At 48.3% G+C, this 25,504-nt stretch carries 23 protein-coding genes; 5 read left to right on the forward strand and 18 right to left on the reverse strand.

Features of this window, described 5'->3' with window-relative positions; all coding sequences use genetic code 11:
- Positions 1–4 precede the first annotated feature (4 nt).
- From fliN to IY568_RS03540, 12 genes are all read right to left on the reverse strand, one after another.
- Complete coding sequence (gene fliN / locus IY568_RS03485; protein WP_010385682.1) at positions 5–406, reverse strand: flagellar motor switch protein FliN; 402 nt, start codon at positions 404–406, stop codon at positions 5–7.
- Between the two features lie 28 nt (positions 407–434).
- A complete protein-coding gene (fliM, locus tag IY568_RS03490; protein ID WP_010385680.1) occupies positions 435–1,529 on the reverse strand; it encodes a flagellar motor switch protein FliM in 1,095 nt (364 codons plus the stop codon).
- A 9-nt stretch (positions 1,530–1,538) separates the two neighbouring features.
- On the reverse strand, positions 1,539–2,063 hold the full coding sequence (fliL, locus tag IY568_RS03495) for a flagellar basal body-associated protein FliL (protein WP_010385679.1): 525 nt from the start codon (positions 2,061–2,063) through the stop codon (positions 1,539–1,541).
- Between the two features lie 44 nt (positions 2,064–2,107).
- Entirely contained in the window at positions 2,108–4,420 is a 2,313-nt protein-coding gene (locus IY568_RS03500; protein WP_228553101.1) for a flagellar hook-length control protein FliK, read from the reverse strand.
- A gap of 110 nt (positions 4,421–4,530) precedes the next feature.
- On the reverse strand, positions 4,531–4,977 hold the full coding sequence (gene fliJ / locus IY568_RS03505) for a flagellar export protein FliJ (protein ID WP_125563820.1): 447 nt from the start codon (positions 4,975–4,977) through the stop codon (positions 4,531–4,533).
- Complete coding sequence (gene fliI / locus IY568_RS03510) at positions 4,977–6,320, reverse strand: flagellar protein export ATPase FliI (protein ID WP_125563822.1); 1,344 nt, start codon at positions 6,318–6,320, stop codon at positions 4,977–4,979. Before fliI ends, fliJ begins: the two co-directional genes overlap by 1 nt.
- Positions 6,321–6,417: 97 nt before the next feature.
- On the reverse strand, positions 6,418–7,233 hold the full coding sequence (gene fliH, locus IY568_RS03515) for a flagellar assembly protein FliH (RefSeq protein ID WP_125563824.1): 816 nt from the start codon (positions 7,231–7,233) through the stop codon (positions 6,418–6,420).
- Between the two features lie 3 nt (positions 7,234–7,236).
- Positions 7,237–8,277 carry a flagellar motor switch protein FliG gene (fliG, locus tag IY568_RS03520; protein WP_010385674.1) on the reverse strand — a complete coding sequence of 347 codons (1,041 nt, stop codon included), beginning with the start codon at positions 8,275–8,277 and terminating at the stop codon, positions 7,237–7,239.
- The gene (gene fliF, locus IY568_RS03525; RefSeq protein ID WP_125563826.1) at positions 8,270–9,991 is read right to left on the reverse strand and encodes a flagellar basal-body MS-ring/collar protein FliF; all 1,722 of its coding nucleotides are present in this window, start codon (positions 9,989–9,991) and stop codon (positions 8,270–8,272) included. Before fliF ends, fliG begins: the two co-directional genes overlap by 8 nt.
- A gap of 20 nt (positions 9,992–10,011) precedes the next feature.
- Entirely contained in the window at positions 10,012–10,353 is a 342-nt protein-coding gene (gene fliE, locus IY568_RS03530; protein WP_010385672.1) for a flagellar hook-basal body complex protein FliE, read from the reverse strand.
- Between the two features lie 185 nt (positions 10,354–10,538).
- Positions 10,539–11,948: a sigma-54-dependent transcriptional regulator gene (locus tag IY568_RS03535; protein ID WP_194866792.1), complete on the reverse strand. Its 1,410-nt coding sequence runs from the start codon at positions 11,946–11,948 to the stop codon at positions 10,539–10,541.
- On the reverse strand, positions 11,945–13,057 hold the full coding sequence (locus IY568_RS03540) for a sensor histidine kinase (protein WP_125563829.1): 1,113 nt from the start codon (positions 13,055–13,057) through the stop codon (positions 11,945–11,947). The genes IY568_RS03535 and IY568_RS03540 overlap by 4 nt, the downstream gene beginning before the upstream one ends.
- A gap of 182 nt (positions 13,058–13,239) precedes the next feature.
- On the opposite strand from IY568_RS03540, the gene IY568_RS03545 reads away from it, so the two are divergent.
- Positions 13,240–13,854, forward strand: coding sequence for a DNA-3-methyladenine glycosylase I (locus IY568_RS03545; RefSeq protein ID WP_125563831.1), 615 nt, complete (start codon positions 13,240–13,242; stop codon positions 13,852–13,854).
- Between the two features lie 146 nt (positions 13,855–14,000).
- On the opposite strand, the gene IY568_RS03550 is transcribed toward IY568_RS03545, so the two are convergent.
- Both IY568_RS03550 and IY568_RS03555 read right to left on the reverse strand, forming a co-directional pair.
- The gene (locus tag IY568_RS03550) at positions 14,001–15,443 is read right to left on the reverse strand and encodes a sigma-54 dependent transcriptional regulator (RefSeq protein WP_194866793.1); all 1,443 of its coding nucleotides are present in this window, start codon (positions 15,441–15,443) and stop codon (positions 14,001–14,003) included.
- Positions 15,444–15,812: 369 nt separating this feature from the next.
- Positions 15,813–16,598 (reverse strand): flagellin, encoded by a 786-nt coding sequence (locus IY568_RS03555; RefSeq protein WP_125563834.1) that lies wholly within the window; start codon positions 16,596–16,598, stop codon positions 15,813–15,815.
- 225 nt (positions 16,599–16,823) lie between these two features.
- Between IY568_RS03555 and pseB the strand changes: the two genes are divergently transcribed.
- From pseB to IY568_RS03570, 3 genes are read left to right on the forward strand one after another with little or no spacing between them, the layout of a single operon-like run.
- Positions 16,824–17,825: a UDP-N-acetylglucosamine 4,6-dehydratase (inverting) gene (gene pseB, locus IY568_RS03560; protein ID WP_125563835.1), complete on the forward strand. Its 1,002-nt coding sequence runs from the start codon at positions 16,824–16,826 to the stop codon at positions 17,823–17,825.
- A 17-nt stretch (positions 17,826–17,842) separates the two neighbouring features.
- A complete protein-coding gene (gene pseC, locus IY568_RS03565) occupies positions 17,843–19,033 on the forward strand; it encodes a UDP-4-amino-4,6-dideoxy-N-acetyl-beta-L-altrosamine transaminase (protein WP_194866794.1) in 1,191 nt (396 codons plus the stop codon).
- Positions 19,034–19,039: 6 nt separating this feature from the next.
- Positions 19,040–20,170, forward strand: coding sequence for a Gfo/Idh/MocA family protein (locus IY568_RS03570; protein ID WP_194866795.1), 1,131 nt, complete (start codon positions 19,040–19,042; stop codon positions 20,168–20,170).
- A gap of 14 nt (positions 20,171–20,184) precedes the next feature.
- On the opposite strand, the gene IY568_RS03575 is transcribed toward IY568_RS03570, so the two are convergent.
- Genes IY568_RS03575 through pseI form a run of 4 tightly spaced genes read right to left on the reverse strand, consistent with a single transcriptional unit; the run spans position 20,185 to position 24,578 of the window.
- A complete protein-coding gene (locus IY568_RS03575; RefSeq protein WP_323744712.1) occupies positions 20,185–21,702 on the reverse strand; it encodes a class I adenylate-forming enzyme family protein in 1,518 nt (505 codons plus the stop codon).
- Positions 21,703–21,712: 10 nt separating this feature from the next.
- Positions 21,713–23,293: a pseudaminic acid biosynthesis protein PseG gene (locus tag IY568_RS03580; RefSeq protein ID WP_194866796.1), complete on the reverse strand. Its 1,581-nt coding sequence runs from the start codon at positions 23,291–23,293 to the stop codon at positions 21,713–21,715.
- The gene (locus IY568_RS03585) at positions 23,290–23,541 is read right to left on the reverse strand and encodes a phosphopantetheine-binding protein (RefSeq protein WP_125563843.1); all 252 of its coding nucleotides are present in this window, start codon (positions 23,539–23,541) and stop codon (positions 23,290–23,292) included. The genes IY568_RS03580 and IY568_RS03585 overlap by 4 nt, the downstream gene beginning before the upstream one ends.
- Positions 23,538–24,578 (reverse strand): pseudaminic acid synthase, encoded by a 1,041-nt coding sequence (gene pseI / locus IY568_RS03590; RefSeq protein WP_194866797.1) that lies wholly within the window; start codon positions 24,576–24,578, stop codon positions 23,538–23,540. The genes IY568_RS03585 and pseI overlap by 4 nt, the downstream gene beginning before the upstream one ends.
- Positions 24,579–24,763: 185 nt before the next feature.
- Between pseI and IY568_RS03595 the strand changes: the two genes are divergently transcribed.
- On the forward strand, positions 24,764–25,489 hold the full coding sequence (locus IY568_RS03595; RefSeq protein ID WP_125563847.1) for a cytidylyltransferase domain-containing protein: 726 nt from the start codon (positions 24,764–24,766) through the stop codon (positions 25,487–25,489).
- The last annotated feature ends 15 nt before the right edge of the window (positions 25,490–25,504 follow it).

Here is a 25,504-nt window from a genome sequence, read left to right on the forward strand (position 1 = left end):
TCTGTTAGCGAAGCTTTTTGATACGTTCAACCTGGCTGATAACGTCAGTCAGGCGAATACCGAACTTATCGTTAACAACAACCACTTCGCCATGGGCAATCAGGGTGCCATTGACCAGCACATCCAGAGGCTCACCGGCCACTCGGTCCAGTTCAACAACAGACCCCTGGTTCAACTGAAGTAAGTTCCGTATGTTGATCTTAGAGCGCCCAACTTCCATCGAAATGGTGACCGGGATGTCTAAAATCGTATCGAGCTTACGCTTTTCATCAGCGCTCAGAGAAGCGCCGCTGTCTTGCAACTCTTCCAATTCCGCAACTTCGGCTTCAGCACCGTCCTGGTCAGCTTCCTCGGCCTCTGCGAGTGCAGCCGCCCATTCGTCCATTGTATCTTGATCATCACTCATGCACTGACTACCTTAATTAACTTCTTCATCACCAATCTAAATCCACACCTTCAGACAGGTGCAGATCTTCTTCTAACTCCGCCAACTCAGCATCCGAGTCCAGCTTCTTGCCGCCCTTCGTAAACACGTGAAGTTCTGACTTCACAGATTCTGGACGTTTAATCTTCTCACTGATTTGTAGCGCAACATTGTCACGAGAACGCCCCATTTTAGCCCTAAAGGTCGGCAGTTCTTCCACAAATACTGTGATATGCTCGGGCATCTCAACAGGAATAATATCACCCGCTTTTAACTGCATGATTTGGTCAAGCGATAAGTCTACTTCGAGTAATTGTGTAGACAGCTCCACTTCAACATCCATAATTTCGTCACGCAGCGCCTTACTCCAACGCAGGTCGGTGTCTTCAGTGTCAGACTGAACACCCGCGTCTAGCAGTTCACGAATAGGTTCAAGCATTGAGTAAGGCAAGGAAATATGGAAGTCTCCTCCCCCGCCATCCAGCTCAATATGGAATGAGCTGATCACCACAACCTCCGTTGGAGAGACTATGTTCGCCATCGCCGGGTTCACTTCCGAGTCGAGATATTCAAACGACACATCCATAACCGGTGCCCAGGCTTCTTTATAATCTTCAAAAATGATTTTGAGCAACATCTGAACGATCCGCCGCTCTGTAGGCGTAAATTCTCGCCCTTCGATTTTCGCATGGTAGCGCCCATCCCCACCAAAGAAGTTATCCACCAGGATAAACACCAGGCGGGCTTCCATAGTGATCAACCCTGTTCCTTTGAGCGGACGAAAACGTACCATGTTCAGACTGGTAGGAACAAATAGCGTGTGAATGTACTCACCGAACTTGAGCATCTGTACGCCATTGATTGATACCTCGGCAGTACGACGCATCATGTTAAACAAACTGATCCGCATGTGCCGCGCGAATCGCTCATTAACGATTTCCAAAGTCGGCATGCGACCACGGACGATACGGTCCTGTGACGAAAAGTCATATTGTAAGGCGTTACTGGTGCCGCCATCGTCACTATCCGGGACTTCTTCTTCTTCGACCTCATCGACACCATGCAATAAGGCATCGATTTCGTCTTGTGATAATAAGTCGCTCACTGACTCTTCCTACTGCATTACAAAACCGGTGAATAACACGCGCTCGACCACCTTGCTGCCCTCAACGCTTTCCATTGCAGCCTGAACTTTGTCCAGTGCACCAAGGCGCAGAGTTTCTTTACCCGCACTGGTACTCAGTTCATCAGCGGTTGTGGTCGAAAACACACTTAGCAGTGTCCCTTCAATCAGAGGTATATGCTTCTTTGCAACCTCTTCGTTGACGTCACCGCGTACCAACAGTTGCACTTTGATTTGTACAATGCGGTCGCGACTGGCGCCTGGTACGTTAAATACAAAGGGACGAGGCATGGCAACATACAGTGCGCTGCCTGTTTGCGCCGCATTTTCCTGCGATGCCTGCTCTTGCTGCTCAGTCGTCTCTTCTGCCAGCGATTCGGGCGCGTCATCTGACCCTGCAAATAAAAAGTAGCCTGCTACTGCACCTAAAACAACAACCACAGCGGCAATAATGATGATCAACTTTTTCTTTGATCCACCAGTTTCTTCTATTTCTAAATCGCTTTCTTCTGCCATATTCGCGCTTCTTTAAATCACTTTAACCTTAATCATAGCAGCTGTTATGCATAGTAATCTATTGCTGAATCACTTTGCCGTCTGCTAGTCGTTGATTGTTGGCCGTTATTTTGCGCTTCACTGCCATTATTAGCAAGTGTTCCATGACCTTGGGATGATTCCTGTTGCTGTTGCTCTCCTCCCTGCCCCTGCTGAATATTGCTTTCTCCGAGCTGGATCCCCTGCTCAGCAAGCATCTCTCTGAGCTTGGGCATGGACTGTTCTAACTGCTCTTTGGCTTGCTGGTTTTGCACCACGAAGTTTACCTGAGCCTGCTCGCCTTCAGAACGAATTCGGATCTGCATACTGCCCAATTCGGGTGGGTCCAGACGAATTTCTGCTTCTTTATTGTTGATATTCAGCATCATGTTCACACGCTCTTGCAATGCTTTCACAGCATCATTGCGGGCAATGTTGATGGCCTGACTAACAGCTGGGTCGGTTTGCATGGCTTTTTGATTTACTGCGCTTTGTTGATTAACCTGTTGATTCTGGCGAACCTGCTCTACCTGTGCCAGCACTTCATTAAATTCATGCTTCAGTCCATCATCTATGCGCTCGCCACGAATGGCTTTAAAGATATTTTCTACCGGTGCGGCCATAGCACTACGCTGTTGTGAATTTTGCTGTTCGGACTGTCCACCGTCTTTTTTAAGCTGGGCTAATTCCGGATGCTCACTCTCTTGTGACTCAGTAACAGTCGTCTGCTGTTGAGCTTCTTTACTTTGCGGTTTCTGATCTACGCTATTTGCTCCAGACTGGCTCACTGTCGCCGCCTGTTTGTTAACCTTTTCTGGCGCTATCGGATCAGTTATTCTGGCAGTGTTATTGTCTTTATCAGACACTTTGGCCTGCTCAGCTTGACCTGACTGCTCCACATTTGACACAACTGGTGCTGTTACACCTTCTGCCTTGCCGGACGTTGTCCCAGTCGGTTTGACACCCAACTGCTGCAACAACTGCTCCGCTTTTGCACGATGTTCAGGATCACTGAGCTCTTTACTATCTAGCTGTGACTGTAAATTTGCCGCAAGAGTTTGCTTTTGCTGCGGAGTAAGTGTGTCAACCATGGCTTTCAAGTCAGCTGTGCTGTTTACATTTGCGCCCTGAGGTGGCTGTACAGGCTGTTGTGCTTTAGTCACATTATCAGCGACTGACACCTGAGATTTACTATTGCGCAAAAACTCGCTCTGCTCACTCTGAACTTTATCACTGAGCTTGGCCTCTTTCTGGTCGCCCTGAGGTGCCGTTATCACCGGGCCTACCTGGTCAACCGGGCGCTGAGCGATTTTACCGTCGAACGGCACTTTTTCTGTTACCTCTTTATGCACGGCAACCTGTTCAGGCGTTTGTTCGTGCTGCGATGAAATCTCTTGCGCATTTACAGGTTTTGTTTGTAATGGATTCGCTTGCACAGACGAAGCTTCCGTAGTAACCGGTTTAGCGCCTGGAAGCGGCTGTTCTGCGTTCACAGGCTTGGCCTGGGCCTGCGCCTTGTCACTGCTTTTCAAATTTATTTCAGCATTGTCAGATTTTAACGCTTCCATGATACTGGCCGGTTTTCCTTCGCCTTTGGCAAGCAGCTCATCAGCCACCGGTCCAGACGAATCGCTGGGTTGTGTGATACCAGGCCCCACACGATCAATCCGTTTATGAATAACTAACTCATCCACGCTCTCCACCTGAATTTTGCCTTTCAGATGATTACCATCGGGAAGCGCATTTGCGCCTGCGGTGACAGATTTAGATGTCGCTTCTTGCAGCTTAGGATCCACAGCATCGTCAGTCTGATTCAACTCCTCCTGACCCAAAGGAGCTGGTACAACCGGTCCAGGTCCAATGTTATCAAGCGGTTTTTTCGTTTCAGGTGGCACCACCAGCGTTTCTTTACCCAAATAATCTTTTAGCGCTTTGGGAACTGGTGCCAAATTGTGGGCAACGTCTGTACTTTGCGCGTTAGAGGAAGTGATTTGAGCAAGCAGCTCATCAGCATCACTGGTGTTTGCACCACTACCTGCTGCCGCACTTCCCTTGCCGGGTAACTCGGAATCATCAAGCCGCAAAGGTTCATCCGGCGCGGTATTTTGTTTTTTCGGCAAATGGCTATCATCGAGACCTAAACGGCGGTCCAGGCCCTCAGGTAACGGGGTGTATTCACCCGCGCTTTGTGTATCCGACTGAGATGTTTCATCACCACTGTCTTGCTCTGCCTGAGCAAGCATGGCAAGAAACCCTGACTCTTCCGCTTGTTCCGTTTGATCTTTTCCCTTCGCCGAAACTCCGTTATTGATTGCTACTTCTAGCGAAACATTGACCATATTTTCACCTTTATGTGCGGCAAGTTTGCGCCGCTAACCGGATTAAATTGATATACTGGATTAACACTGCAAAAAGTACGCCATTAATGAATTATTTTTGACACCTTTTATTATTGTGCAAGCTTGCGACGCATGAAGATATTGGTAGCAAACTCATCAAGCATTTTCTGCTCTGCTTTGGCCAGCTTTTGTTGTTCTTCAAGCGCCTTTTTCTCTATCAGCTTGGCAATCGCTTTGGCTTTCACTTGTTGCTCTAACCATAACTTACGACGCTGATCCACCACCCGCTTAGCGGTGGCAACGGTATTAGCCTGCTGCCGAATGGCCTCTTCAATCTTACTGATAAAAGCGTGATATTGGCCAAACCCTGCACTCGAGAGACCCTGCTGCGCTTTTTGATGAAGCTGTTGACTATATTCAAGACGAAAATCATTCAGGCCATTGAGCTTTTGTTGATTCGCATGAAAGTTTTGCTCCGCCTGAATAAAATTAAGGCGTAGCTTTTCTTCTTTCTCACTTTCAAGTTTGAACAATAAGTCAAGTTTGTTATTTGCCATTAGCCCTGTCCCAGAAGTTGTGCCAGACCTTGCAGGCATTCATCATAGTGCAACACGTCTTTCATTCCTTGCTGCAAGAAGGCATTGATATTGGGCATCATATTGATAGCCTGATCCAACATGGGATCACTCCCTTGCTGGTAAGCACCCAATGTGATCATATCTTTATTTTGCTGATACATAGAATAAACCTGTTTGAGCACACGCGCCTGCTGCATGTGACTTTCCGAGACCACCTGCGGCATTACCCGTGAAATGGACTTCTCAATATCAATGGCCGGATAATGACCACTGTCAGCCAGCTCCCGCGACAAAACAATGTGCCCATCAAGAATTGCCCGAGCGGAATCTGCAATCGGGTCTTGCATATCGTCCCCTTCACTCAATACCGTGAAGAAAGCCGTGATCGACCCCTGACCTTCCCCACCGTTACCCGCCCGTTCGACCAAAGCCGGCAATTTAGCAAACACCGAAGGTGGATAACCTTTGGTTGCCGGAGGCTCACCCACTGCCAGCGCGATTTCACGCTGCGCCATGGCATAACGAGTCACCGAGTCGAGCAGCAACAATACGTTCAGCCCCTGATCACGAAAATACTCAGCAATCGTGACTGCACTCTCACATCCCTTCAATCGCATCAAGGGTGATGCATCGGCTGGTGCTGCGACGACGACGGAACGTTGTCGCCCTTCAACACCGAGTATTTCGTCTATAAACTCTTTAACTTCCCGGCCCCGCTCGCCAACCAGACCAACCACAATGACGTCTGCCTCACTGCCACGCGTCATCATACCTAGCAGCACTGATTTACCGACACCACTGCCCGCAAACAGACCCATTCGCTGCCCTTGTCCAACCGTTACAATGGAGTTAATGGCACGCACGCCAACGTCCATTGGTTCCTTAATTGGCCTTCTGGCCAGAGGGTTAATTGCAGCCTGTGCAAATTTCAGGTGGGTTTCTGCCTCAATCGGCCCGAGCCCATCCAAAGGACGACCCAAGCCATCTACAACCCGGCCCAACAGAGTCATCCCAACAGGTAAGCCTGCTTCTTTGATTTGCGGGATAACACGGGCGCCAGGTAACACGCCGGATATATGATCATTGGGCATTAAATAGAGGGTGTCATGATTAAAGCCGATTACTTCGGCATCGACAAAACCACGGATGGTTTCAATTTTACACTGACTGCCAACCGGGGCATTGAGGCCCTTGGCTTCAAGCGTGAGACCAACGACCCGAGTCAAACTGCCCGCAACGGCGACACCGTAAGGCTGGATATGTTTTTGAAACTTTTGCAGGCGCTCAGCCAAGGGTTGCTCTGTCGAACTAGATACGGTCATTTGCTGTCAGTGAAAAAATTCAGATAATTCACTTATGCAAAAATCTCTCCAACATTTTTTGCGGCGACCAAATCAGTACGCCGCGTTGTGCTTAGATTCAGGTGTCAGCACCACTGGCTTGCAGAAAACTGCCAAGCACTTCAGCGATGCGATTTTTAAGGCTCAGGTCAATTGACGACTCTGGTGTTCTGATATGACAGCCACCGCGTTCAAGCGTCGGCTCTGGCACTAACTGCCAGTGTTGCTCAGCGATGGTTTCCTCACCATAGGCTTCTTTAACCAGGGCTAAATCTTCCGGGTGCAGGTTGATCCGCATCTGTGTGTCATGCAGCGGTAAAGCATCAATGCCTTTCTTCAGGGCCTGTAAAATCAGCTCAGGGCGAGTTTTAACTTGCTCAAAGATCACTTGCTCTGCCAATAAATTGACGAGTTGCAATAACTGTTTTTCGGCAGCTTCATCTATCTGACGAAGGGGTTTTTGAGTGGCTTCAAGTAATGCAGACAAAGAGTGTAATCGCTCTTCAATCAGCGGCTTTGATTCTTCTATCCCCTGCTCTTTACCGAGCGTTACCCCTTCTTTGTAGCCCGCTTCTTTCCCCTCACTAACGCCTTTGTCAAATCCCTCGATATAACCCTGTTCATGGCCCTGTTTCAGGCCTTCTTCATAGGCATCCTGTCTGATCTGCTCCAACTCCTCCAGTGTGAGCATAGGGACTTCTTCGGCTTCAGGCTCTGGCTCTGGCTGGCTGACTTTTTGTTGATAGAGCTCTTCAAGTGGGGTGCCCATGGCGGTCGAACGCCCGGAGTACTTACTCAGATCCTCATCCACATTAGGGATTGGCCAGTTTTCAAGCAGCTCATCCAGTGCTTCTGAGCTCACTGGCTTACCACGATATAACTTCTTCTCAGCCATGGCTTACAAGAACTCCTCACCACCACCACCACCGAGCATGACTTCACCCGAGTCGGCAAGACGTCTGGCTGTTGCCAGGATCTCTTTCTGCGCTGCTTCAACTTCACTGATCCGTACCGGTGGCATTGCCTCCAGATCGTCAGCCATCATTTCAGCTGCACGCTTAGACATGTTCTTCATGATCTTCTCTTTCAGCGAATCGTCGGCACCCTTAATGGCTTTCATCAGGACGTCTTGCTGAACTTCGCGCAGAATAGCCTGAATGCCTCTGTCCTCTACATCCATCAGGTTCTCAAAGACAAACATCAGATCCTGAATTTGCTGAGACATTTCTTCGTCATGCTCACGGATTGAATCCATGAGCTGACCTTCGATGTTGGTATCCAGATAGTTCATGATATCCGCAGCGGCTTTTAGGCCGCCCATTTTCGCAGCTTGCGCACCAGCCTGACCTGCGAATTGTTTCTCCATGATTTCGTTCAGTTCTTGCAATGCCGCAGGTTGAACTTCTTCAAGGTTTGCGATCCGCATTGTCAAGTCAAGCCGCACTTTCTCGGGGAACTGCGACAATATTTCAGCTGACTGCTCCGGCTCAAGATAAGACAGTACGATGGTTTGTATCTGCGGGTGCTCGTTACGGATGATATTCGCCACCTGCTTAGAATCCATCCATTTCAAAGAGTCCAGACCTTTGGCGCCAGAGCCCATCACAATCTGATCGATCAGACTGGCGGCTTTGTCCTCACCAAGTGCGGCGGTCAGTGCCTTCTTAATGAAGTCCTCTGACTGGAAGCCTATGGTACTGAAGCTTTGGATCTGCTCGATAAACAGATTATGTACCGCACTGATTTTGGCCTGCGATAAGTCATCGAGTGCCGCCATCGCCATACCCACTTTCTGAACCTGCTTCGGTTCAAGATGCTTCAGGATCTGGGCGGCATCTTCTTCCGTCAGGCTGAGTAGCAGGATGGCGGCTTTGTCGACCCCATCCAGTTTATCTACATCAAACGCCGGCGGCAGTTGTTTTTGTTCTTCATCACTCATCTTCAGTTAACCATGCTTTGACTACTTGAGAAGACAGCTCTGGCTCGTTGGCAACCAGTGCACGAACAGCTTTAAGCAAATCTTCATCGCCATGTAAGTCTGGCAATTGTAATGTACCATCGGAAGAGAAGCCAACTGCTGATTCATCAAAGTCATTGTTTAGCATATCTAAAGTACTGTCGCCAAGGTCTACACCTGAGGTTAGCGCATCTTCATCATAATCTTCCAGCGTATCCTCTGGATAAATCAGACGCTTCAGCATAGGTCTGACAACCGCCAGTATTAGTACGATGATAACCAGCGCGCCCATAACCAGGCGGATGGTTTTCATAAACCATTCCTGCTCCCACAGTGGCAAGTCACTCTCTTCCAGAATATTTTCACGTACAAAAGGTACGGTCACCACTTCCAGCGCATCACCACGCTGCATATCGAAGCCTACGCCACCTTGCAATAAACGACGTATGTTGTTGAGCTCTTCCTGTGAGCGCGCAGTCATTACCATGTTGCCTTCGGCATCTGGCTTATTCATGTAGTCCACCGCCACTGAAACACTGATGCGACGGATCACGCCAGTTTGCTGACGCTTGTGTGAAATGGTGGTATCCAGTTCATAGTTACGTGTGGCCTCTTTGTGGACACGTGACGGTGTCGTGCCGGAACCATTGCCCTGGCCTGCCACTTCAGGAATATTGGAGTTCACCGGTGGCTGATTAGTAAGTGCACCTGGGATACCTACAGCCAGGCCACCGACATTATTTTCTTCAAAGGTGGTTTCACTGCGCACCGCGGGTAAGTCGGGGTTGAAACGTTTTTGGGTTTCTTCCACCGCGCTGAAGTCCATCGTCAGATCAACCTGAGCGGTATACTTACCCAGCCCTACTACTGGGATCATGATGCTGTCAATTTTTTCCAGATATTCCTGCTCACGCTTACGCTCGATTTCATATTCTTTACGAGAGCGTGCAGCCAGAGAGTCTTGGGAGCCAGAATTAAGCAAACGACCATTCTGATCTGTCACAGTAACACGTGCCGGCGTCAGGCCCTGTACCGCTGAAGCAACAATATCAACGATTGAATCAACTTCTTCACTGTCTAGTGTACGACCACGTTTTAATGTGAGCACCACTGTCGCTGACGGCTGCTTTTCACGTCGCGCGAATACGTTTTCTTTTGGAATCGCCAGCAGGACTTTCGCACGGTTAATATCTTGCAGCTCTTCGATGGTACGCGCTAACTGTTGTTCCCGGCTGTGCTTAAGACGTTCACGCTCAAGACGTTGGCTCACGCCAAACCCCATATCCTGCATCAGGATATCAGTACCACTGCTCGGTGCCTGACTGAACCCGTCACGGGCCATTCTCAGCTTAATATCTTGATAGTCAGACTCTGCAACCATGATGGTATTGCCATCCAGGTCATACTCGATTTTCTGTGCATCCAGAAAGTCCAGTGTCTGAACAAGCTCTTCGGTTGGGTACTGACCTAACGGACGCATATCTGGCTGACGTGCCCAGATAATAATGAAAATAGCGATTGCCAGACAGATAGCCAGTGCGATCACCAAAGTAATCTGGCGGAGCATATCAACACCGCTCAAAGCACTAAAGTAGCCTGATTTTTGCTCTTGTTGCGTATCTGCATCAGCACCAGCTCCTGGAACGGATTGTCCATCAGCAAGTGCCAGATCGGTTGATTGATTGGTAGCCACGATTACTCTCCACTAAACTCTGTTTATACCGGCATGCTCATGATGTCTTTATATGCTTCTATGAGCTTATTTCTGACCTGCATGGTTGCATCAAAGGCCACTGATGATTTGTTTTTGGCTATCATTGCTTCCGCCAGAGAGACGCTGCGGTCACCCATTTCAACCGCGGTCACTTTCTCTTTGGCATCTCGCTGTAGTCCAGCAACCGTATTAAGTGCATCACTGAGTAAATCGCCAAACTGGGCACTTGAGGTTGCCGCCGTTGCCTGGACAGGCAATTTATTCGGGTCCTGGGGTCTGACACGGCCGGCCTCTGAGGCCATTGCCTGCATTTCCTGATAAAGTCCGGTAGATTGAATTTTCATGGTCTGGCTCACTTTGTGAGTTATACATAACATGAATAATGCACAAAGCATGCCAAATTAAACTCAAATTAAAACAATAGGTTACGAAGGGTTTTTGAGGGTCGAATTTTTGACAGTGACACAAACCGGTCACAGGAAGGTCATGAATCCGGGCAAGTAATTGCCCGGATGTCTTAGTTAAATACTTAGGCCGGCACAGGTAAACCCAAATCGCGCATTCTGGCCAGCTTATATCTAAGTGTTCTGGGACTGATCCCAAGTAACTCAGCAACGTCTTTGCGCTTGCCGTTACAACGGTTCAACGTATCGAGAATAATTTGGTGTTCCTTATCCTGCAGCTCTTCTTTGTAGCTCAGCCCCTCTGCATCCTCGTTCATGTTCACTGTAATCTCGCCAGCCGGCTCAAGAGCACCTGTGGTAAATTCAGCAGGCTCCGTAAGTGACGGTTGTGTTGCGGTTGTGAGCATTGGCGCAAAATTCTCGATAAAAATATCATCAGCTGCAATGACCGACCCTTGCTGCAAAATAAGCGCCCGCTGAACTACATTATCTAACTCTCTGACGTTACCAGGCCAAGCGTGGCTAAGTAGTTTGTCTTTGGCACAGTGAGACAATACAGGAGTCTCTTTACCGGCTTTATCGCAGTGACGCTGTAACAAGTGCGCTGCAAGTGGGACGATATCTCCGCTGCGCTCTGACAACGGCAACCAGGTCAATGGAAAGACGTTCAATCTGTAATACAAGTCTTCCCGGAAAACACCGTCATTCACGGCTTCTTTAAGATCACGGTTACTGGTTGCCAGAACCCGAACATCCAATTCAATGGTTTTACGACCACCCAGCCGCTCGACTTCTCTTTCCTGCAATACTCTTAACAACTTAGCTTGTAGACCCAAGTCCATCTCAGTGATTTCGTCTAATAATATGGTTCCTTTCTGTGCCTGTTCAAACTTACCTGGGCAAGCTGTAATCGCACCGGTAAAAGCCCCTTTTTCATATCCAAACAGTGTAGCCTCAAGCATATTTTCGGGAATGGCAGCACAGTTAATTGCCACAAATGGCTGATCAGCACGTTCTGAACGGTCATGAATATAACGCGCAAGAACCTCTTTACCAGAACCACTGGGACCCAGCACCATCACACTGGCATCTGAGCGCGCCACTTTTTTGGCAAGTTCAAGTAACTCCAGGCTTTTACTATCTGCCACTACCGGACCATCGGTTTCTTTCGCTTTTTCAGGCATGTAGCGGCTAACCATATTCAGCAATACTTCGGGCGCAAAAGGTTTTGCCATGTAGTCAATCGCCCCAAGGCGCATCGCTTCAACCGCATCGTCTATGGTGGCGTAGGCCGTCATCATCAGCACAGGTAAATCTGGGTAATTTAGCTTCACCGTCCTGAGCAGGTCTAAGCCACTCATAGCGCCCATTTGTACGTCACTGACAAGCAGTGAAAACACTTGTTGTTTTAACAATATCACTGCCTGTTCAGCACTATCCGCCTCGACGCACTCAAACCCCGACATTTCAAGTGTGTCGATAAGTGCTTCGCGCAATCCGGCATCGTCTTCGACAACTAAAATTTTGCTGCTCATACGGCCTCCTGTAATGATGAATGTTCGCTGGTAATAGGCAATAACATGCTAAAACATGCGCCTCCGGTTTCATTATTGCTAACGTCAACCCGACCTTTATGGGAGTGGGCGACAGAATTCACAACGGCTAACCCCAGGCCTGTGCCTTGTGACTTAGTCGTGTAAAAAGGTTCAAATAGTTTGCTTGCCTGACTCAGGTCAACACCTGGGCCATTGTCAGACACACTGATACGCACAATGTCTGTTCCGGCATCACGCTGGGCGCAAATCTCTATTTGGGCCCCTGCGCCAATGTGTTGCACACTGTTATGGATCAGATTCTGAATAGCGCTTGCCAGTGCCGTTTTATTGCCCAGAATTTCAATATCCGGCTCAGGTAAAGTCACTGTCAATTCGGCTTTGTGCAATGACACCATCGCATCTGCGCCGGCTTTGACCTCACTCAATAGCTGTTGCATCGACACACGTTCAATGACCTGCTGTTCGCCACTTTTTGCGAACAACAGCATATCGTTAACTTGATTTTCAAGGTCTTTTAGGCGCGACATCAGCTTAGTGTGAAATTTATCTCGTGACTGTGCAGGTAGTTTGCTGCTGCCCAGGTTTGCACCATACAGCATCGCTGCAGACAAAGGTGTACGTACCTGATGGGCCAAAGACGCCACCATTTTGCCCAAAGCACTGAGACGCTGCATATGTGCAACACGGGCCTGAAGGCGTCGCGTTTCTGTCAGGTCCGTCATCAGGATCAGTTGACCGGGCTCCGGCGTCAGGGCGGTAATATCAAGTTTGATCAGACGTCCGTCTTTGAGAGACACTTCATGGCCATCATCCTGCTGTGGACAAAAAGAACGCTGGATAATATTAAACCACTTTTCCCCCTCCAGTGGCTCACCCAGCATATCAATGGCTATCTGATTGGCTTTGGCTATCATACCCTGCCCATCTAATACCACCACACCCGCTGGCATGGTATCGACCAGATGACTCAGCCAACTGGCTTGTTGCCGCAAATCGCTCAACTCACCCATATACGCTTCTTGTAATAAGCAAGGGTTGTATTGAGTGGTTGGCACAAATTGTGGATTAATCACTTTTGCTAATGCCATGACGTTGCTCTCATAAATCTAGATACAAAGAAAAAGCAATTGCCATGCCAACTTTAAAATTCAATATATTCAATAAATTAAAATCGTAAGGATGCCTTCAAAAGTTTGACACTGTTTATTTGTACAGCGATTAATAATGCGCTAAACTGACTCTAATCACTGTCAACATTAAGGACAATATCATGACCACACGTTGTCACTGGGTCGATTTAAGCAAGCCTGATTACGTTGCGTATCACGACGAAGAATGGGGAAAGCCGGTACTGAATGACGATAAACTGTTCGAGTTTATTACTCTGGAGTCTGCTCAGGCAGGACTCAGTTGGTATACCATATTAAAAAAACGTGATAACTATCGAGCGGCGTTTCATCAGTTTGAGCCGCACAAAGTTGCAGCAATGACAGAGGACGATGTGACCAGGCTGATGGACAATCCCGGGATCATCCGCAATAAATTGAAGATCCAGGCAACCATTAATAACGCAAAACGATTTATCGAAATTCAACAGGAGTTCGGCAGCTTTGCTTACTATCAGTGGCAATTTGTCCACTTTACGCCAATCATAAACACCATTCACAGTCCCGAAGACTATCAGGCAACCACAGAGATAAGCGCACAATTTGCCAAAGATTTAAAAAAGCGTGGTTTCAAATTTCTTGGGCCCACCACAGTCTATGCGCATATGCAGGCCTGTGGCATGGTCAATGATCATCATGATGACTGTTTTTGCAAGGCACCCATATTAGAGGCAAACAAGACGCTGGATATTAAAGCGCAGCTTCAAGCTATGATGTGAGGCGCCTTATCATTTAACCGCAGCCAAGCTCTTCGTGTTTAGCTCACGAACACCATAACAAACACATAAGTGTGGCACATCACATTTTAGCCCCCATAAAAAACGGCACCTCCAGGGTGCCGTAATTACGCAATTAGTCACTCTTTCTAATCGCGATTCAGATTGTACTTCTTCATTTTTTCGACCAGGGTTGTACGGCGCACACCGAGAATCTCAGCCGCTCTGGCAACCACATAGTCGTAACGCTCAAGAGCCTGAGTAATAAGACTAATTTCCATCTCAGCCAGATACTCTTTGAGCTCGATACCCTCATCAGGCAGTAACCCCAGGCCCGGTTCCATATTATCCTGATCGAGTGTTTCTTCTTCATCTTCAAAGTCACTGAAGCCATCACTGAACAACTCATTAAAGACGTCTTTTTCAAGCAGCTCTTCCGGATATTCCGGCTCATAGGCTTCCACTTCGATATAACGATACTTACTGGGCAAGTCGGTCACATCGACCACTTTTTCAGGAAACATAATCGCCATGCGTTCCACCAGGTTTGCAAGCTCACGAATATTCCCGGGCCAGCTATGTGCTTTAAGACTGTCAATCGCGCGATCAGTGAACTTCACCGTGCTCCCGCCCTGCTCAGCAACACGACGTAATAACTCTTTTAATAGCAAAGGAATATCATCAGCACGTTCACGCAGGGAGGGGTTTTCAATGGGAAACACATTTAAACGGTAAAACAAATCTTCGCGGAATTTACCTTCTTCAATCATGATTTCCAGATTACGGTGCGTTGCAGCAATAACCCGTACATCCGCCTGGATAGGCTTAGTACCACCAACACGCTCATAACTGCGTTCCTGCAAGACACGTAACAACTTAACTTGCATTTGCAAAGGCATATCGCCGATTTCATCGAGGAATAATGTACCACCTTGCGCTAATTCAAAACGTCCTTTACGTGCAGAAATAGCACCGGTGAAGGCTCCTTTTTCATGTCCGAATAATTCACTCTCAAGTAACTCTCCGGGAATAGCGCCACAGTTAACAGGCACAAAGGGACCTGTATTGCGGTTGGATAGCAAGTGCACATTTCGCGCAACCACCTCTTTACCGGTTCCGGATTCGCCCAGGATCAGGACATTGGCGTCTGTTTTCGCAACCTGAGATATCAAAAAACGCACTTCTTTGACGGCTTTTGTATCTCCCACCAGGCCGTCAAACGATTTAGCATCATTCAGCTGAGTCGACTTACCCGGCAACATGCGCTGGTATTGCTGACAATCATGCAATAGCTGCATGGTCACTTCCTGACTAAATGGCTCCGTGATAAGACCAATCACGTTTGCCAACGATAGTAGCGGCCTTAGAGTTTCGCCAATCAGCAAAAACGGTACTGCGGGCAAAGATTTGATCAACGCCTCATGATTTAGTTGTGACAGAGCCCCCAAGATAACCACTGGCTCTTGTAGGTTATTCAACAGATCGGCGGAAAATTCCGACTCCGCAATCACCTGTGCTGGCTGTCCAACGAAACTCAATGCCGCTGCCAGCCCGGCTGCTCTGTTATTATTGTTATCCAGGATCGTAATCATGCCCGCAAGATCCAACTTCTTCGTATATATCAATAGTAATGATTGTAAGTCAGTGACATGGGGATGCAATACCTAAGTGGCAAGTTTTTGACATCAACGCCAAAAAAACGCCGCTGCCTATGCGCCAAATCAATACTTAAGGATTAAAATTTAGAAAAATCAGAGAGGTGTACTTTTATAAGGGACGAGTTGAACGCCTCAGAATAACCTATAACGTCGCAACAATGGCGCTCTGGAACCTGGTACTATTTTAAAAACAGCCGCATGCTGACGACGATAAGCTCAACGCGTCTGAGGCGCGAAAAACAATAAAAAAGCCAGCATTAAATTGCCGGCTCTTTTAAAACATTGTACTAGCCAAAGTTTGACTTACAGCAGCCCGAGCACCGATGAAGCAGACTGGTTTGCCTGTCCGCGCAATGCAATGGACGCCTGAGATAAAATATCGTTGGCCGTTTGTTCGGCAACCGCACTTGCGTAGTCAGTATCCTGAATACGACTCTGACTTTCTGCGATATTGTCTCTTTGTGTTCCCAGGCCACGTATGGTGCTATTGAGTGTGTTTTCAAACGCCCCCAGCTGAGTCCTTTGTGTATTGAGCGCCTCCGACACTTGATCTGCCGCATCAATCGCCGTTTGTGCGCCGGCCTGAGTCGAAATGTCTACACTCAGGATCGGGTTAGCGAAACTGCCATCAGACGCCGTGAAACCTTGCGTTGTATTTGCATCTGGCCCTACCTGGAAGCTTGTCTGATTACCATCAAACAGTGCCTGTCCACCAAACGTTGTATTAGCGAAGGTATCTGAGATCTGCGACTGAAGCTGCGACACTTCGTCTTGCAAAGCTTGCCTGTCACTGTCTGTCAGCGCACCACTGCCAGACTGAAGTGACAACTCTCGGATCCGCGATACAGCATCGTTCACGCCAGACAAGGCAGAATCGGTTGTTTGCGAATAAGAAATACCATCATAAGCATTGCGGATAGACTGATTGTAGCCTTCCTGCTGAGATGTCAGACGGTTGATTATCTGCAACGCTGCCGCATCATCGGCTGCTGAATTGACCTTTTTACCACTTGCAAGCTGTTGATTAAGCTTGTTATTGGTTTGATCAACCCGGTTAAAAAAACTAGTACTTTGAGAATTTATCTGCATAACGCCTCCCCATCAGGTGTTATTACCTCTAAGTCTACCCCTTTGTGTTCAAAAAGTCATCTATTGTCAGAAATTGAATAGCAGTCTATGTATATTTACTGCAAATTATCAATATCTGATATAAAGTATTGAGTAATCGCTTTTTTATCTTTTTAAGGGAATTTTGTTACAGTCATACCTTTTTCTATACTGTAAAGAATTCAATGCACCTTTAGGTGGACTTTTATGTTTGACAATAAGACTATTCTCATCACAGGCGGCACAGGCTCATTTGGTAAAAAGTATGTCAAAACGCTTTTAACCCGATACAAGCCAAAGAAAATTATTGTTTTTTCTCGTGATGAATTAAAGCAGTTTGAGATGCAGCAGATATTCAACGATCCCTGTATGCGCTACTTTATCGGTGACGTCCGAGACAAAAGCCGCCTTTATCGAGCGATGCAAGGTGTAGATTATGTGATCCATGCGGCAGCACTCAAACAGGTGCCAGCAGCTGAATACAATCCCATGGAATGTATCAAAACCAATATCAATGGGGCTGAAAACGTCATTGAAGCAGCGCTGGACAACAATGTTGAAAAAGTGATCGCCCTGTCAACAGATAAAGCAGCAAACCCAATTAACCTTTATGGTGCAACTAAACTGGCTTCTGATAAGCTATTTGTTGCTGCGAATAATATCGCCGGTGGGCATAAGACCTTATTCTCAGTCGTCCGGTACGGCAATGTGGTATGCTCTCGAGGGTCGGTTGTCCCCGTATTTCAGCGTTTTATCGATGAAGGGTGTGACCATATCCCGATTACCCATGCTGACATGACCCGGTTTTGGATTAGTCTCCAGCAAGGTGTCGACTTTGTACTGAAGAATTTTGAACGAATGATGGGGGGTGAAATTTTCGTACCTAAGATACCTTCGATTCGTATTGTTGACCTTGCCACTGCAATGGCACCGCAACTGCCGCATAAGATCGTGGGTATACGCCCTGGAGAAAAATTGCACGAAGTGATGTGTCCCGAAGACCTTTGTTTTGACACCTTTGAATTTAGCGACCATTTTGTAATTGCACCCGGTATCAAATTCAGTAGCCGCAGCAATGATTTCGATACCAATGCCCTGGGCGAGCAAGGCCATGCTGTCGCACCAGACTTTGAGTATAATTCGCTCAGTAACCCAGACTATCTCTCTATAGAAGAAATAAAAGCTTTCAATGCTCAGGCATTAGCTTAATACGCCAGGAGGACAGCATGATCCCTTATGGCAAACAGAACATCGCACAACAGGACATTGACGCAGTCGTCGCGGTGTTGCAGTCTGATTTTTTGACCCAAGGACCGGTTGTACCTCAGTTTGAACAAGCCGTCGCCAGATATTGCCAAGCGCCACATGCCGTGGCAGTAAATAGTGCCACGTCGGCTTTACACGTTGCCTGTATGGCACTCGATGTCACACAAAACAGTTTGGTCTGGACGGTGCCAAATTCTTTTGTTGCCTCGGCAAACTGTGCGCTCTATTGCGGCGCATCCGTCGACTTCGTGGATATCGATGAGACGTCGGGCAACCTGTGTGTACTTGCATTGGCAGAAAAGTTACGGCACGCACAGGAAACCGGCCGCTTACCCGATGTGGTTATCCCCGTACACTTTGCAGGCCAGTCTTGTGACATGAAAGCCATCGCGAAGTTAGCCAGGCAGTATGGTTTTAAAATCATCGAAGATGCATCCCATGCCATCGGGGGACGCTATCAGAGTAATCCTGTCGGCCACTGCGACTATTCGGATATTTGTGTATTCAGCTTCCATCCGGTAAAAATCATTACATCGGCAGAAGGTGGAATGGCCGTCACACAAAATGAGGCGCTTGCGCAGCGTATGCGCTCATTGCGTAGTCATGGTATTACTGCAGACCCGGCTCTGCTGACCGAGCCAAGTCATGGGCCCTGGTATTATCAACAGCAAGCACTAGGATTCAATTATCGGATGACCGATCTGCATGCTGCATTGGGTTTGAGCCAACTAGCGCAGCTTGATCAATTTGTTGCCACGCGTAACAAGTTGGCACAACACTACGACGCTCTGTTTGCGCAGGTGGAAGGCGTAACCCCTTTGGCTCAATCAGATAACCAATACAGCGCCTATCACCTCTATGTCGTCAGAATTGCTGACAGTACCCGGCAATTACATGAGTATCTGGTCACTCAATTGAGAGCCCAAGGGGTCTTTGCTCATGTGCACTATATCCCGATCTATTTGCAGCCTTACTATCAACAACAAGGGTTTAAGGCTGGTTATTGCCCGGCCAGCGAAGCGTACTATCACAGTGCCATCACTCTACCCTTATTTCCGTCTTTAACAGCACCACAGCAACAACAGGTCGTTGACACCCTTAGTCAGCTACTCAGCGACTGGCAACACACTCAAACAGCACTGAAGGAGTAGCAGCCCATGACAACTAAGCCTTTAAACCTTGCCTTTATCGGTGGAGGAACGAACTCGGCCGTTGGCTACGTACATTTTACCGCTGCACAACTAGACAATCGCTTCAAAGTGGTTGCAGGTGCCTTCAGTCGCGATCATAGCGCCAATGAAGCGACCGCACAGCAGTGGGACATTGCCCCTGAGCGTACCTATAGCGACTGGCGCACGCTTATTAAACAAGAAAAAAATCAGGTGGACGCCGTGGTGGTGCTTACGCCCACGCCTCATCACTTGGAGGTGCTAACGGCATTACTGAATGAAAATATTCCGATCATTTGCGAAAAGTCACTGGTCTGTGGTACCTCTGAAGCACAAGCATTGGCTACTGTGTATGACCCGGCTAAACATTTCCTGGCTGTAACCTATAACTACAGTGGCTATGCTATGGTTCGTGAACTCAAGCACCTAATTGCTCAGGGAAAGTTAGGTCAGATCCAAAAAATTCACCTGGAGATGCCCCAGGAAGGCTTCAAGCGCCCACCCGATATCGCAGGCAAACCAGCCAAGCCTCAGGCGTGGCGACTTCAGGACTATCAGGTCCCTACTATCTGCCTTGACTTGGGCGTCCATTTACATCACTTGTCGAGCTATTTACTGGAACGGGAACCCACAGAAACCTGTGCTCAGTTTGCCAATCACTCAGACTATCCGGGATTAATTGACGATGTGCAAATGCTCCTAAAATACCCTGACGGGATCCACGGCAGCATGTGGATGTCAAAAACTGCCATCGGCCACCGAAATGGGTTGCAGGTTAGGGTCTATGGTACAACGGGTAGTGCTACCTGGGTACAACTCAACCCAGATGAGTTGCAGCTACAGTTTAGTGATGGCAGACGTGAGATACTGGACCGTGCAGGTCAGTGTCAGTATGCCAATCAATTCCGGTACAATCGAATGAAACCAGGTCATCCGACCGGATTTGTTGAAGCGTTTGCAAATCTATACACTGACATTCATCAGGCTTTATCTGCACATCAGGCAGGCACAGCCCCTAAGAACGAGTATGTGTTTGGATTCGCTCAGGCTCAGGCAGGTATGGCGCTGTTTGAAGCAGCAGTCACTTCGAATGAGCAACACAGTTGGTGTCAGGTTTGAGCCTGACACCCGGATCACACTTCTGAAAAACGTGTTTTCACATCATTTCTGAGAACCTTCCCCATCGGCGTTCTTGGTAGCGCACTAATACGTTCAAGTGAACGTGGTTGCTGATAGTCCGTCAGTTCAGACAAACACAACAGCCTTAACTCCCGGCTGATATCCATATCACCCTGTTGCTCATAGACCACTTTGATATACTCACCCAGTTGCCTGTCCGCACAACCAAATGCCACACAATCCACCACTTTAGGATGCTTCCTGACCACTGCCTCAATGTCCTGAGGAAAAATATTGATCCCCCCACTGGAGATGACCTCTTTTTTCCGCCCCACATAATACAAAAACCCGTCACCATCCAGATAACCCAAATCGCCGGTCAGAAAATAGCCCTGCGAATCAAATGCATCCTGAGTTTGCTGAGGCATTTTCAGATAACCGCTGAAGCCGGTTATCGTCTGACACGCAATTTCGCCCACTTCCCCCTCATCCACGGCATGTCCCTGCTGATCCAGGATCTTAACCTGCACAAACGGCAAAGCCTCACCGACGGCGCCGTTTTTATCTCGTCGCTCACTAACACAAAAATCACTGACCACACCCACTTCAGAAGCACCATAGCACTCGTGAAAACGACAGGGTAACTTGCGCAACAAAGCCTGCTTGGACTCAGCTGACAGCACCGCCGAGGAGGACACCACACAACGCAACGAACTCAAATCAGCCTCTTCGTCACTGCTTAACAAACTCTCTAATTGAGCCGATACCGCAAACAGAAAACTAACTTGATGCGTCTCAATAGCACAGAGCCACTTTGATAACGTAAACTTAGGCAAGATCACACTGGTTGCGCCTAACATCAGGGGCATCAATACCCCCCGCTGGGCAAGTGAGTGATACAGTGGCGTCGCAACCAGCACGACTTCGTCTGGGGTTAACCCGTAGTAATTTATCGTGGCGTCATAGGCACGGCTGATCTTACATTGCTGGCTTAGTACTATCGGTTTGGGCTGACCTGTGGAGCCGGATGTCATGGTTAGTATATAGGGGTCATTGACATCAATCTTTTGCACTGGTGCACTCACCGACTGCACCACCGACTCCTCTGACATAATGTCGTGCCAGCAGGGCTCATCCGCAACAGGCTGTGACAAACTGATTAAGTTAGTGGGGTCAATGACGGCGTCTGCCAGTAAAGTTCGACCAATAGAAGGCCAAGCGATCACTGCCGCAACCGGCGTTTTCTTTAGCGCCACCGACAACGCATCACCTTTGAGACTGATAGGCAAAGGCACAATGGCCAGGCCCAGGCGGGCCGCCGCCAGCATAACAACCGGATACTCAAGGCCATTCGGAGCAAACAACGCCACCCGTTGACCAGGCCGTAACCCTAAACGACCAAAATGCACGCAAAGCTTCAATACCTGAGCATTCAGCGCCTGATAACTCAAAGTCTGTTGCTCAAACACCAATGCGGTTTTATCTGGCTGAGACTGCACATGCTGTGCAAAAATTTGATAGATATTACTCACAATCTGTCCTCTATGGATATTTGGCAACAAAATTAAAGTCTGCGGGACTGGCATTGGGAAAAAGCAGCCGCGCGGCGTCATGACCGGGCTCATTTTCAGTCAACGCAACAAAGCCGGCGCGCTCGTTCAGCAAGTTGACAAACCGGTTTTGCTTGTTGATCACTGCCACCCAAATTGCATCAGGATAAACCTGAGCCGTGTGTGATAGCTGCCATCGCAAGATCAGTTGCGCATGCACAAAATTCACCTTATCACTGGCTGCAAACCAGCCACCAAACAGATAAGTCTGCCCTGCTATTTCCGCACATTGATGCCAGACATAGAGTAATGGTTCACCGTCTTGCGACAGCACAAATGAGTCACGTGTTTGACGGAACCACCAGCGATAATGATCAACTTTATCAATGCGGTCGGTAATCGTCATACGCCAGGCATTGTCGCTGCGATTACGTGCGTTAAGGTAACTGTTGATGTGTTTATCTGTCACAGGATACAAGTGTAAGTTATCTGCAAGCGCCCAGCTCACTCCAGGCTCACTCGAAGCGCTACGCGCCAATGTCAAACCCGATACAGCGTTGCCTAACAGTACAGACGCGATACGTTTAGCCCCCATCCCATCCACGATGACAGAAGCCTCTGAACACAATTGTTGCACCCGAGTATGTGCACTGAATAACGAGGCGATCAACTCAACCACTTTATGCGTAGCATGTGTCAACAGGTTGGGAATATGGAGATAATGACCCAGCGCTTCCAAATCTGCCTGGGCATTATTCTGATTATCGGCCAGACTAAAACTCAGCGCAGGCGTTTGTGTTGCGGCCAGTTCATATAGGGATGTCCCGAGCGCCCCCACAAACAGGCCACAGCGCTGATAATATTGTGCGAGACTAGTTGCCTGTTCAATTAAAGTCAGCCGTGGGTGTTGTGCTGCCAAAGAGCGCAGCTGTTCAGTGCCTGTCGCTTTAGGTCCAATCACCACTTTTATCGCTGTGGTTTCAAGCCCTTGTGGAGGCGTTTTAAGTAAACGGTCTATCCATGCAGCTGGCACATGCCAATCTCCGCCGCCACCCAGCGAAAATAATAGTCCGCCATCACGCGTTTGAGCCGCTGGACAGTGATATTCTGGTGCCAAAATGCTGTAATCCGGCCCCAGTAAAGTCTGGCTGTGTGCTGCCAGCTTTCCATCATAACGCACAGCGGTTTGTGACCCTTGCCATTTAGCATCAACCACTAAATCGGCGACGTGCTCGCGGGCTAAGTCATCCATTGCCAACAACGGCACGCCACTTTGCCGGATGCGTGATTCCCAGCGCACATCGAAACCATATCCATCGACCACCCAGCGACTGACCATATCACCTCGATGCGCCAAAATATCCAGAGCAAACTGCGCGTCACTGACCGGATCCGGCTGCTGCGGTACTTCAACCAATACGATATTCATATCTTGATAAAAGCGCGCGGGCACCGTGTTTTCGTCCACCAGCATTACCACTTGCTGATGTTGCTCAATCAGCGCTTTGGCCAGCCACTTCATGCGCATAAAGTGGCCCAGGCCACAGCGCGTATCCACACGAATTGCTATCATGCGAGTGCCACTATGGCATCAACAAAATTACCCACTTGTGCATTGCTTGACTCAAGCAGCAATTCCGGTGGGACAGACAACCCCAAATGCGCTTCAATGTGCATGATCATCGACAATACTTCGAAAGAGTCCAGCACCCCTGCGGCAATAAAGTCGAAGGACTCAAAGTCCGCTTCGCTTACAACCACAGCGCGCGCTTCGAAAAACTCTTTTAACAAAACCACTACGGCTTCACGCTGTATGCTCATAGCATATCTCCCCAGCTCAACTGCATCCCGCGTATCAGCGCCTTATTTACCGTGCGGCCAATCACATCTGGTAACGATTTGGGCATGATCTCGCCGCCACCCGGACGCATCTGTGCCACATGCTCTGCAGTGATCCGCTCACCTGCTTGAATGTCTTTAACGATGTAAACACAGCGGCGTGCTTTGGACGCCTCACTCGGGTAATGAACCTGCCCCATCGCCATTTCTATTTGCCGCACGCCATGCACCAGGGCTGCTAATTCATCAGGTGTCATTGAGAAAAAGCTGTCAGCGGTATCGTCTTCTTTGCTCATCACAAAGTGTTTTTCAATCATGCAAGCGCCCACAGCCACGGATGCCAAAGGCACGTCATTACCTAAAGTATGATCAGACAAGCCGACAGGGCAGTCAAAGGCTTCTCGCATGTGTGGAATGGTACGCAGATTAATGCTGTCTGCAGGCGCCGGATAAGTACTGGTGCACTTCATCAAACATAGTTCTTTAATACCCGCTTCCTCTGCCACTTTTACGGCTTCAGCAATCTCAACCAAAGTCGCTCCCCCTGTCGACATAATCACAGGCTTGTTGGTTGCTGCAACATCGCGGATAAGTTGATGATCAATTAACTCCGGCGAGGCAATTTTGTAGGCCGGCGCATTCAGCTGAGCCAGCAAATCAACGGCCGTTTTGTCAAAAGGGGATGAGAAGCAGGTAATACCAATTTTTTCAGCCAACTCAAACAGCTCAGCATGAAAGTCCCAGGGCATGTAGGCCCCTTTATAAAGGTCATACAAATATTGCCCCTGCCATGGGCCCGTAGCCTCAAAATGTGGCAATTTACAATCCATGGTCAGGGTATCTGCGGTGTAGGTTTGCAGCTTAATCGCATTGGCTCCTGCTTCTTTTGCCGCATAAACCAACTCTTTGGCCTTGGTTAAAGATTGGCCATGGTTTGCAGACATTTCTGCAATGATGTAGCAGGGCTGGTCATGGCCAACTTGGTCACCTGCTATGGTAATCTGTTTCTGAAAATTCACTGTACGCCTTCTTGTTTTACGCTGGCATCTCTATCAAGTTAAGCAAAAAGTGCGCCCTTTTTGAAAAAATGAATAAACATTGTCCAAAGTCAATAGGTTCGCGCGCTTCAACGCCACTTTGTCTCTGTCTTTGAGTGTAATCATTTGCTATATTGATCTCAATTACAATGATAACAATGACTTCAATGAATAAAGTTCAGATCATTATTCAGGCAAGAATGACCTCTACTCGTCTACCCGGCAAAGTACTGCTGCCACTGTGTACTAGCACTGTGCTGCAAGTGATGTTGGAGCGACTTCAAGATTTGACGGAAAATGTGATCGTAGCAACGACCGACGATGGCAGCGAACACCCTATCGTCGCTCTGTGTCAACGTCTTGGAGTGAAGTATTTTCGGGGCAGTACGGAAGATGTACTGAGTCGCTACTATCTGGCAGCCCGTCAGTTTGGTGCACAAGACAATACCGCCATTGTACGCCTGACCAGTGACTGTCCTCTCATTGATGCTGATTTGGTTCGTCAAGCCATCACTTACTACCACAATCATGACGTAGATATGGTCAGCCTCGGCCCACATAGCGGTTTTCCTCGCGGCCTCGATACCTGTGTATTCGCATTTCGATTGCTGGCGCGCACACACCAGCTCGCAACAAGCGCACCAGACAGAGAGCATGTCACTTTAGGTATGGCAAAGTTCAATACCATGAATAGCCACATCATCAGTGCAGGCGACGACCACAGCCACTATCGGCTGACACTAGACGAGCCGGACGACTACACCGCAATTAAGGCAATATATCAGCAATTGGATAATCGCCTCGACTTTGGTTTCAGCGAGTTGTTAGAAACATTAAAGAATCATCCCCACCTTGCCGATATAAATAAGCACGTTGAACAAAAAACTGTTTAACACAGAGTAGGTCTT

This window comes from Pseudoalteromonas sp. PPB1, assembly GCF_015356275.1.
GTDB classification, from domain to species: domain Bacteria; phylum Pseudomonadota; class Gammaproteobacteria; order Enterobacterales; family Alteromonadaceae; genus Pseudoalteromonas; species Pseudoalteromonas rubra_D.

Coding starts and splice junctions, on each gene's coding strand:
- fliG (WP_010385674.1), bottom strand. CDS start 8,277: ATGAGTGATGAAGAACAAAAACAACTGCCGCCGGCGTTTGATGTAGAT.
- IY568_RS03585 (WP_125563843.1), bottom strand. CDS start 23,541: ATGAGCATACAGCGTGAAGCCGTAGTGGTTTTGTTAAAAGAGTTTTTC.
- pseC (WP_194866794.1), top strand. CDS start 17,843: ATGATCCCTTATGGCAAACAGAACATCGCACAACAGGACATTGACGCA.
- fliL (WP_010385679.1), bottom strand. CDS start 2,063: ATGGCAGAAGAAAGCGATTTAGAAATAGAAGAAACTGGTGGATCAAAG.
- pseB (WP_125563835.1), top strand. CDS start 16,824: ATGTTTGACAATAAGACTATTCTCATCACAGGCGGCACAGGCTCATTT.
- IY568_RS03580 (WP_194866796.1), bottom strand. CDS start 23,293: ATGATAGCAATTCGTGTGGATACGCGCTGTGGCCTGGGCCACTTTATG.
- IY568_RS03570 (WP_194866795.1), top strand. CDS start 19,040: ATGACAACTAAGCCTTTAAACCTTGCCTTTATCGGTGGAGGAACGAAC.
- IY568_RS03535 (WP_194866792.1), bottom strand. CDS start 11,948: ATGAGCAGCAAAATTTTAGTTGTCGAAGACGATGCCGGATTGCGCGAA.
- fliH (WP_125563824.1), bottom strand. CDS start 7,233: ATGGCTGAGAAGAAGTTATATCGTGGTAAGCCAGTGAGCTCAGAAGCA.
- fliI (WP_125563822.1), bottom strand. CDS start 6,320: ATGACCGTATCTAGTTCGACAGAGCAACCCTTGGCTGAGCGCCTGCAA.
- fliN (WP_010385682.1), bottom strand. CDS start 406: ATGAGTGATGATCAAGATACAATGGACGAATGGGCGGCTGCACTCGCA.
- IY568_RS03500 (WP_228553101.1), bottom strand. CDS start 4,420: ATGGTCAATGTTTCGCTAGAAGTAGCAATCAATAACGGAGTTTCGGCG.
- IY568_RS03540 (WP_125563829.1), bottom strand. CDS start 13,057: ATGGCATTAGCAAAAGTGATTAATCCACAATTTGTGCCAACCACTCAA.
- fliE (WP_010385672.1), bottom strand. CDS start 10,353: ATGAAAATTCAATCTACCGGACTTTATCAGGAAATGCAGGCAATGGCC.
- IY568_RS03595 (WP_125563847.1), top strand. CDS start 24,764: ATGAATAAAGTTCAGATCATTATTCAGGCAAGAATGACCTCTACTCGT.
- IY568_RS03555 (WP_125563834.1), bottom strand. CDS start 16,598: ATGCAGATAAATTCTCAAAGTACTAGTTTTTTTAACCGGGTTGATCAA.
- fliJ (WP_125563820.1), bottom strand. CDS start 4,977: ATGGCAAATAACAAACTTGACTTATTGTTCAAACTTGAAAGTGAGAAA.
- IY568_RS03550 (WP_194866793.1), bottom strand. CDS start 15,443: ATGATTACGATCCTGGATAACAATAATAACAGAGCAGCCGGGCTGGCA.
- IY568_RS03545 (WP_125563831.1), top strand. CDS start 13,240: ATGACCACACGTTGTCACTGGGTCGATTTAAGCAAGCCTGATTACGTT.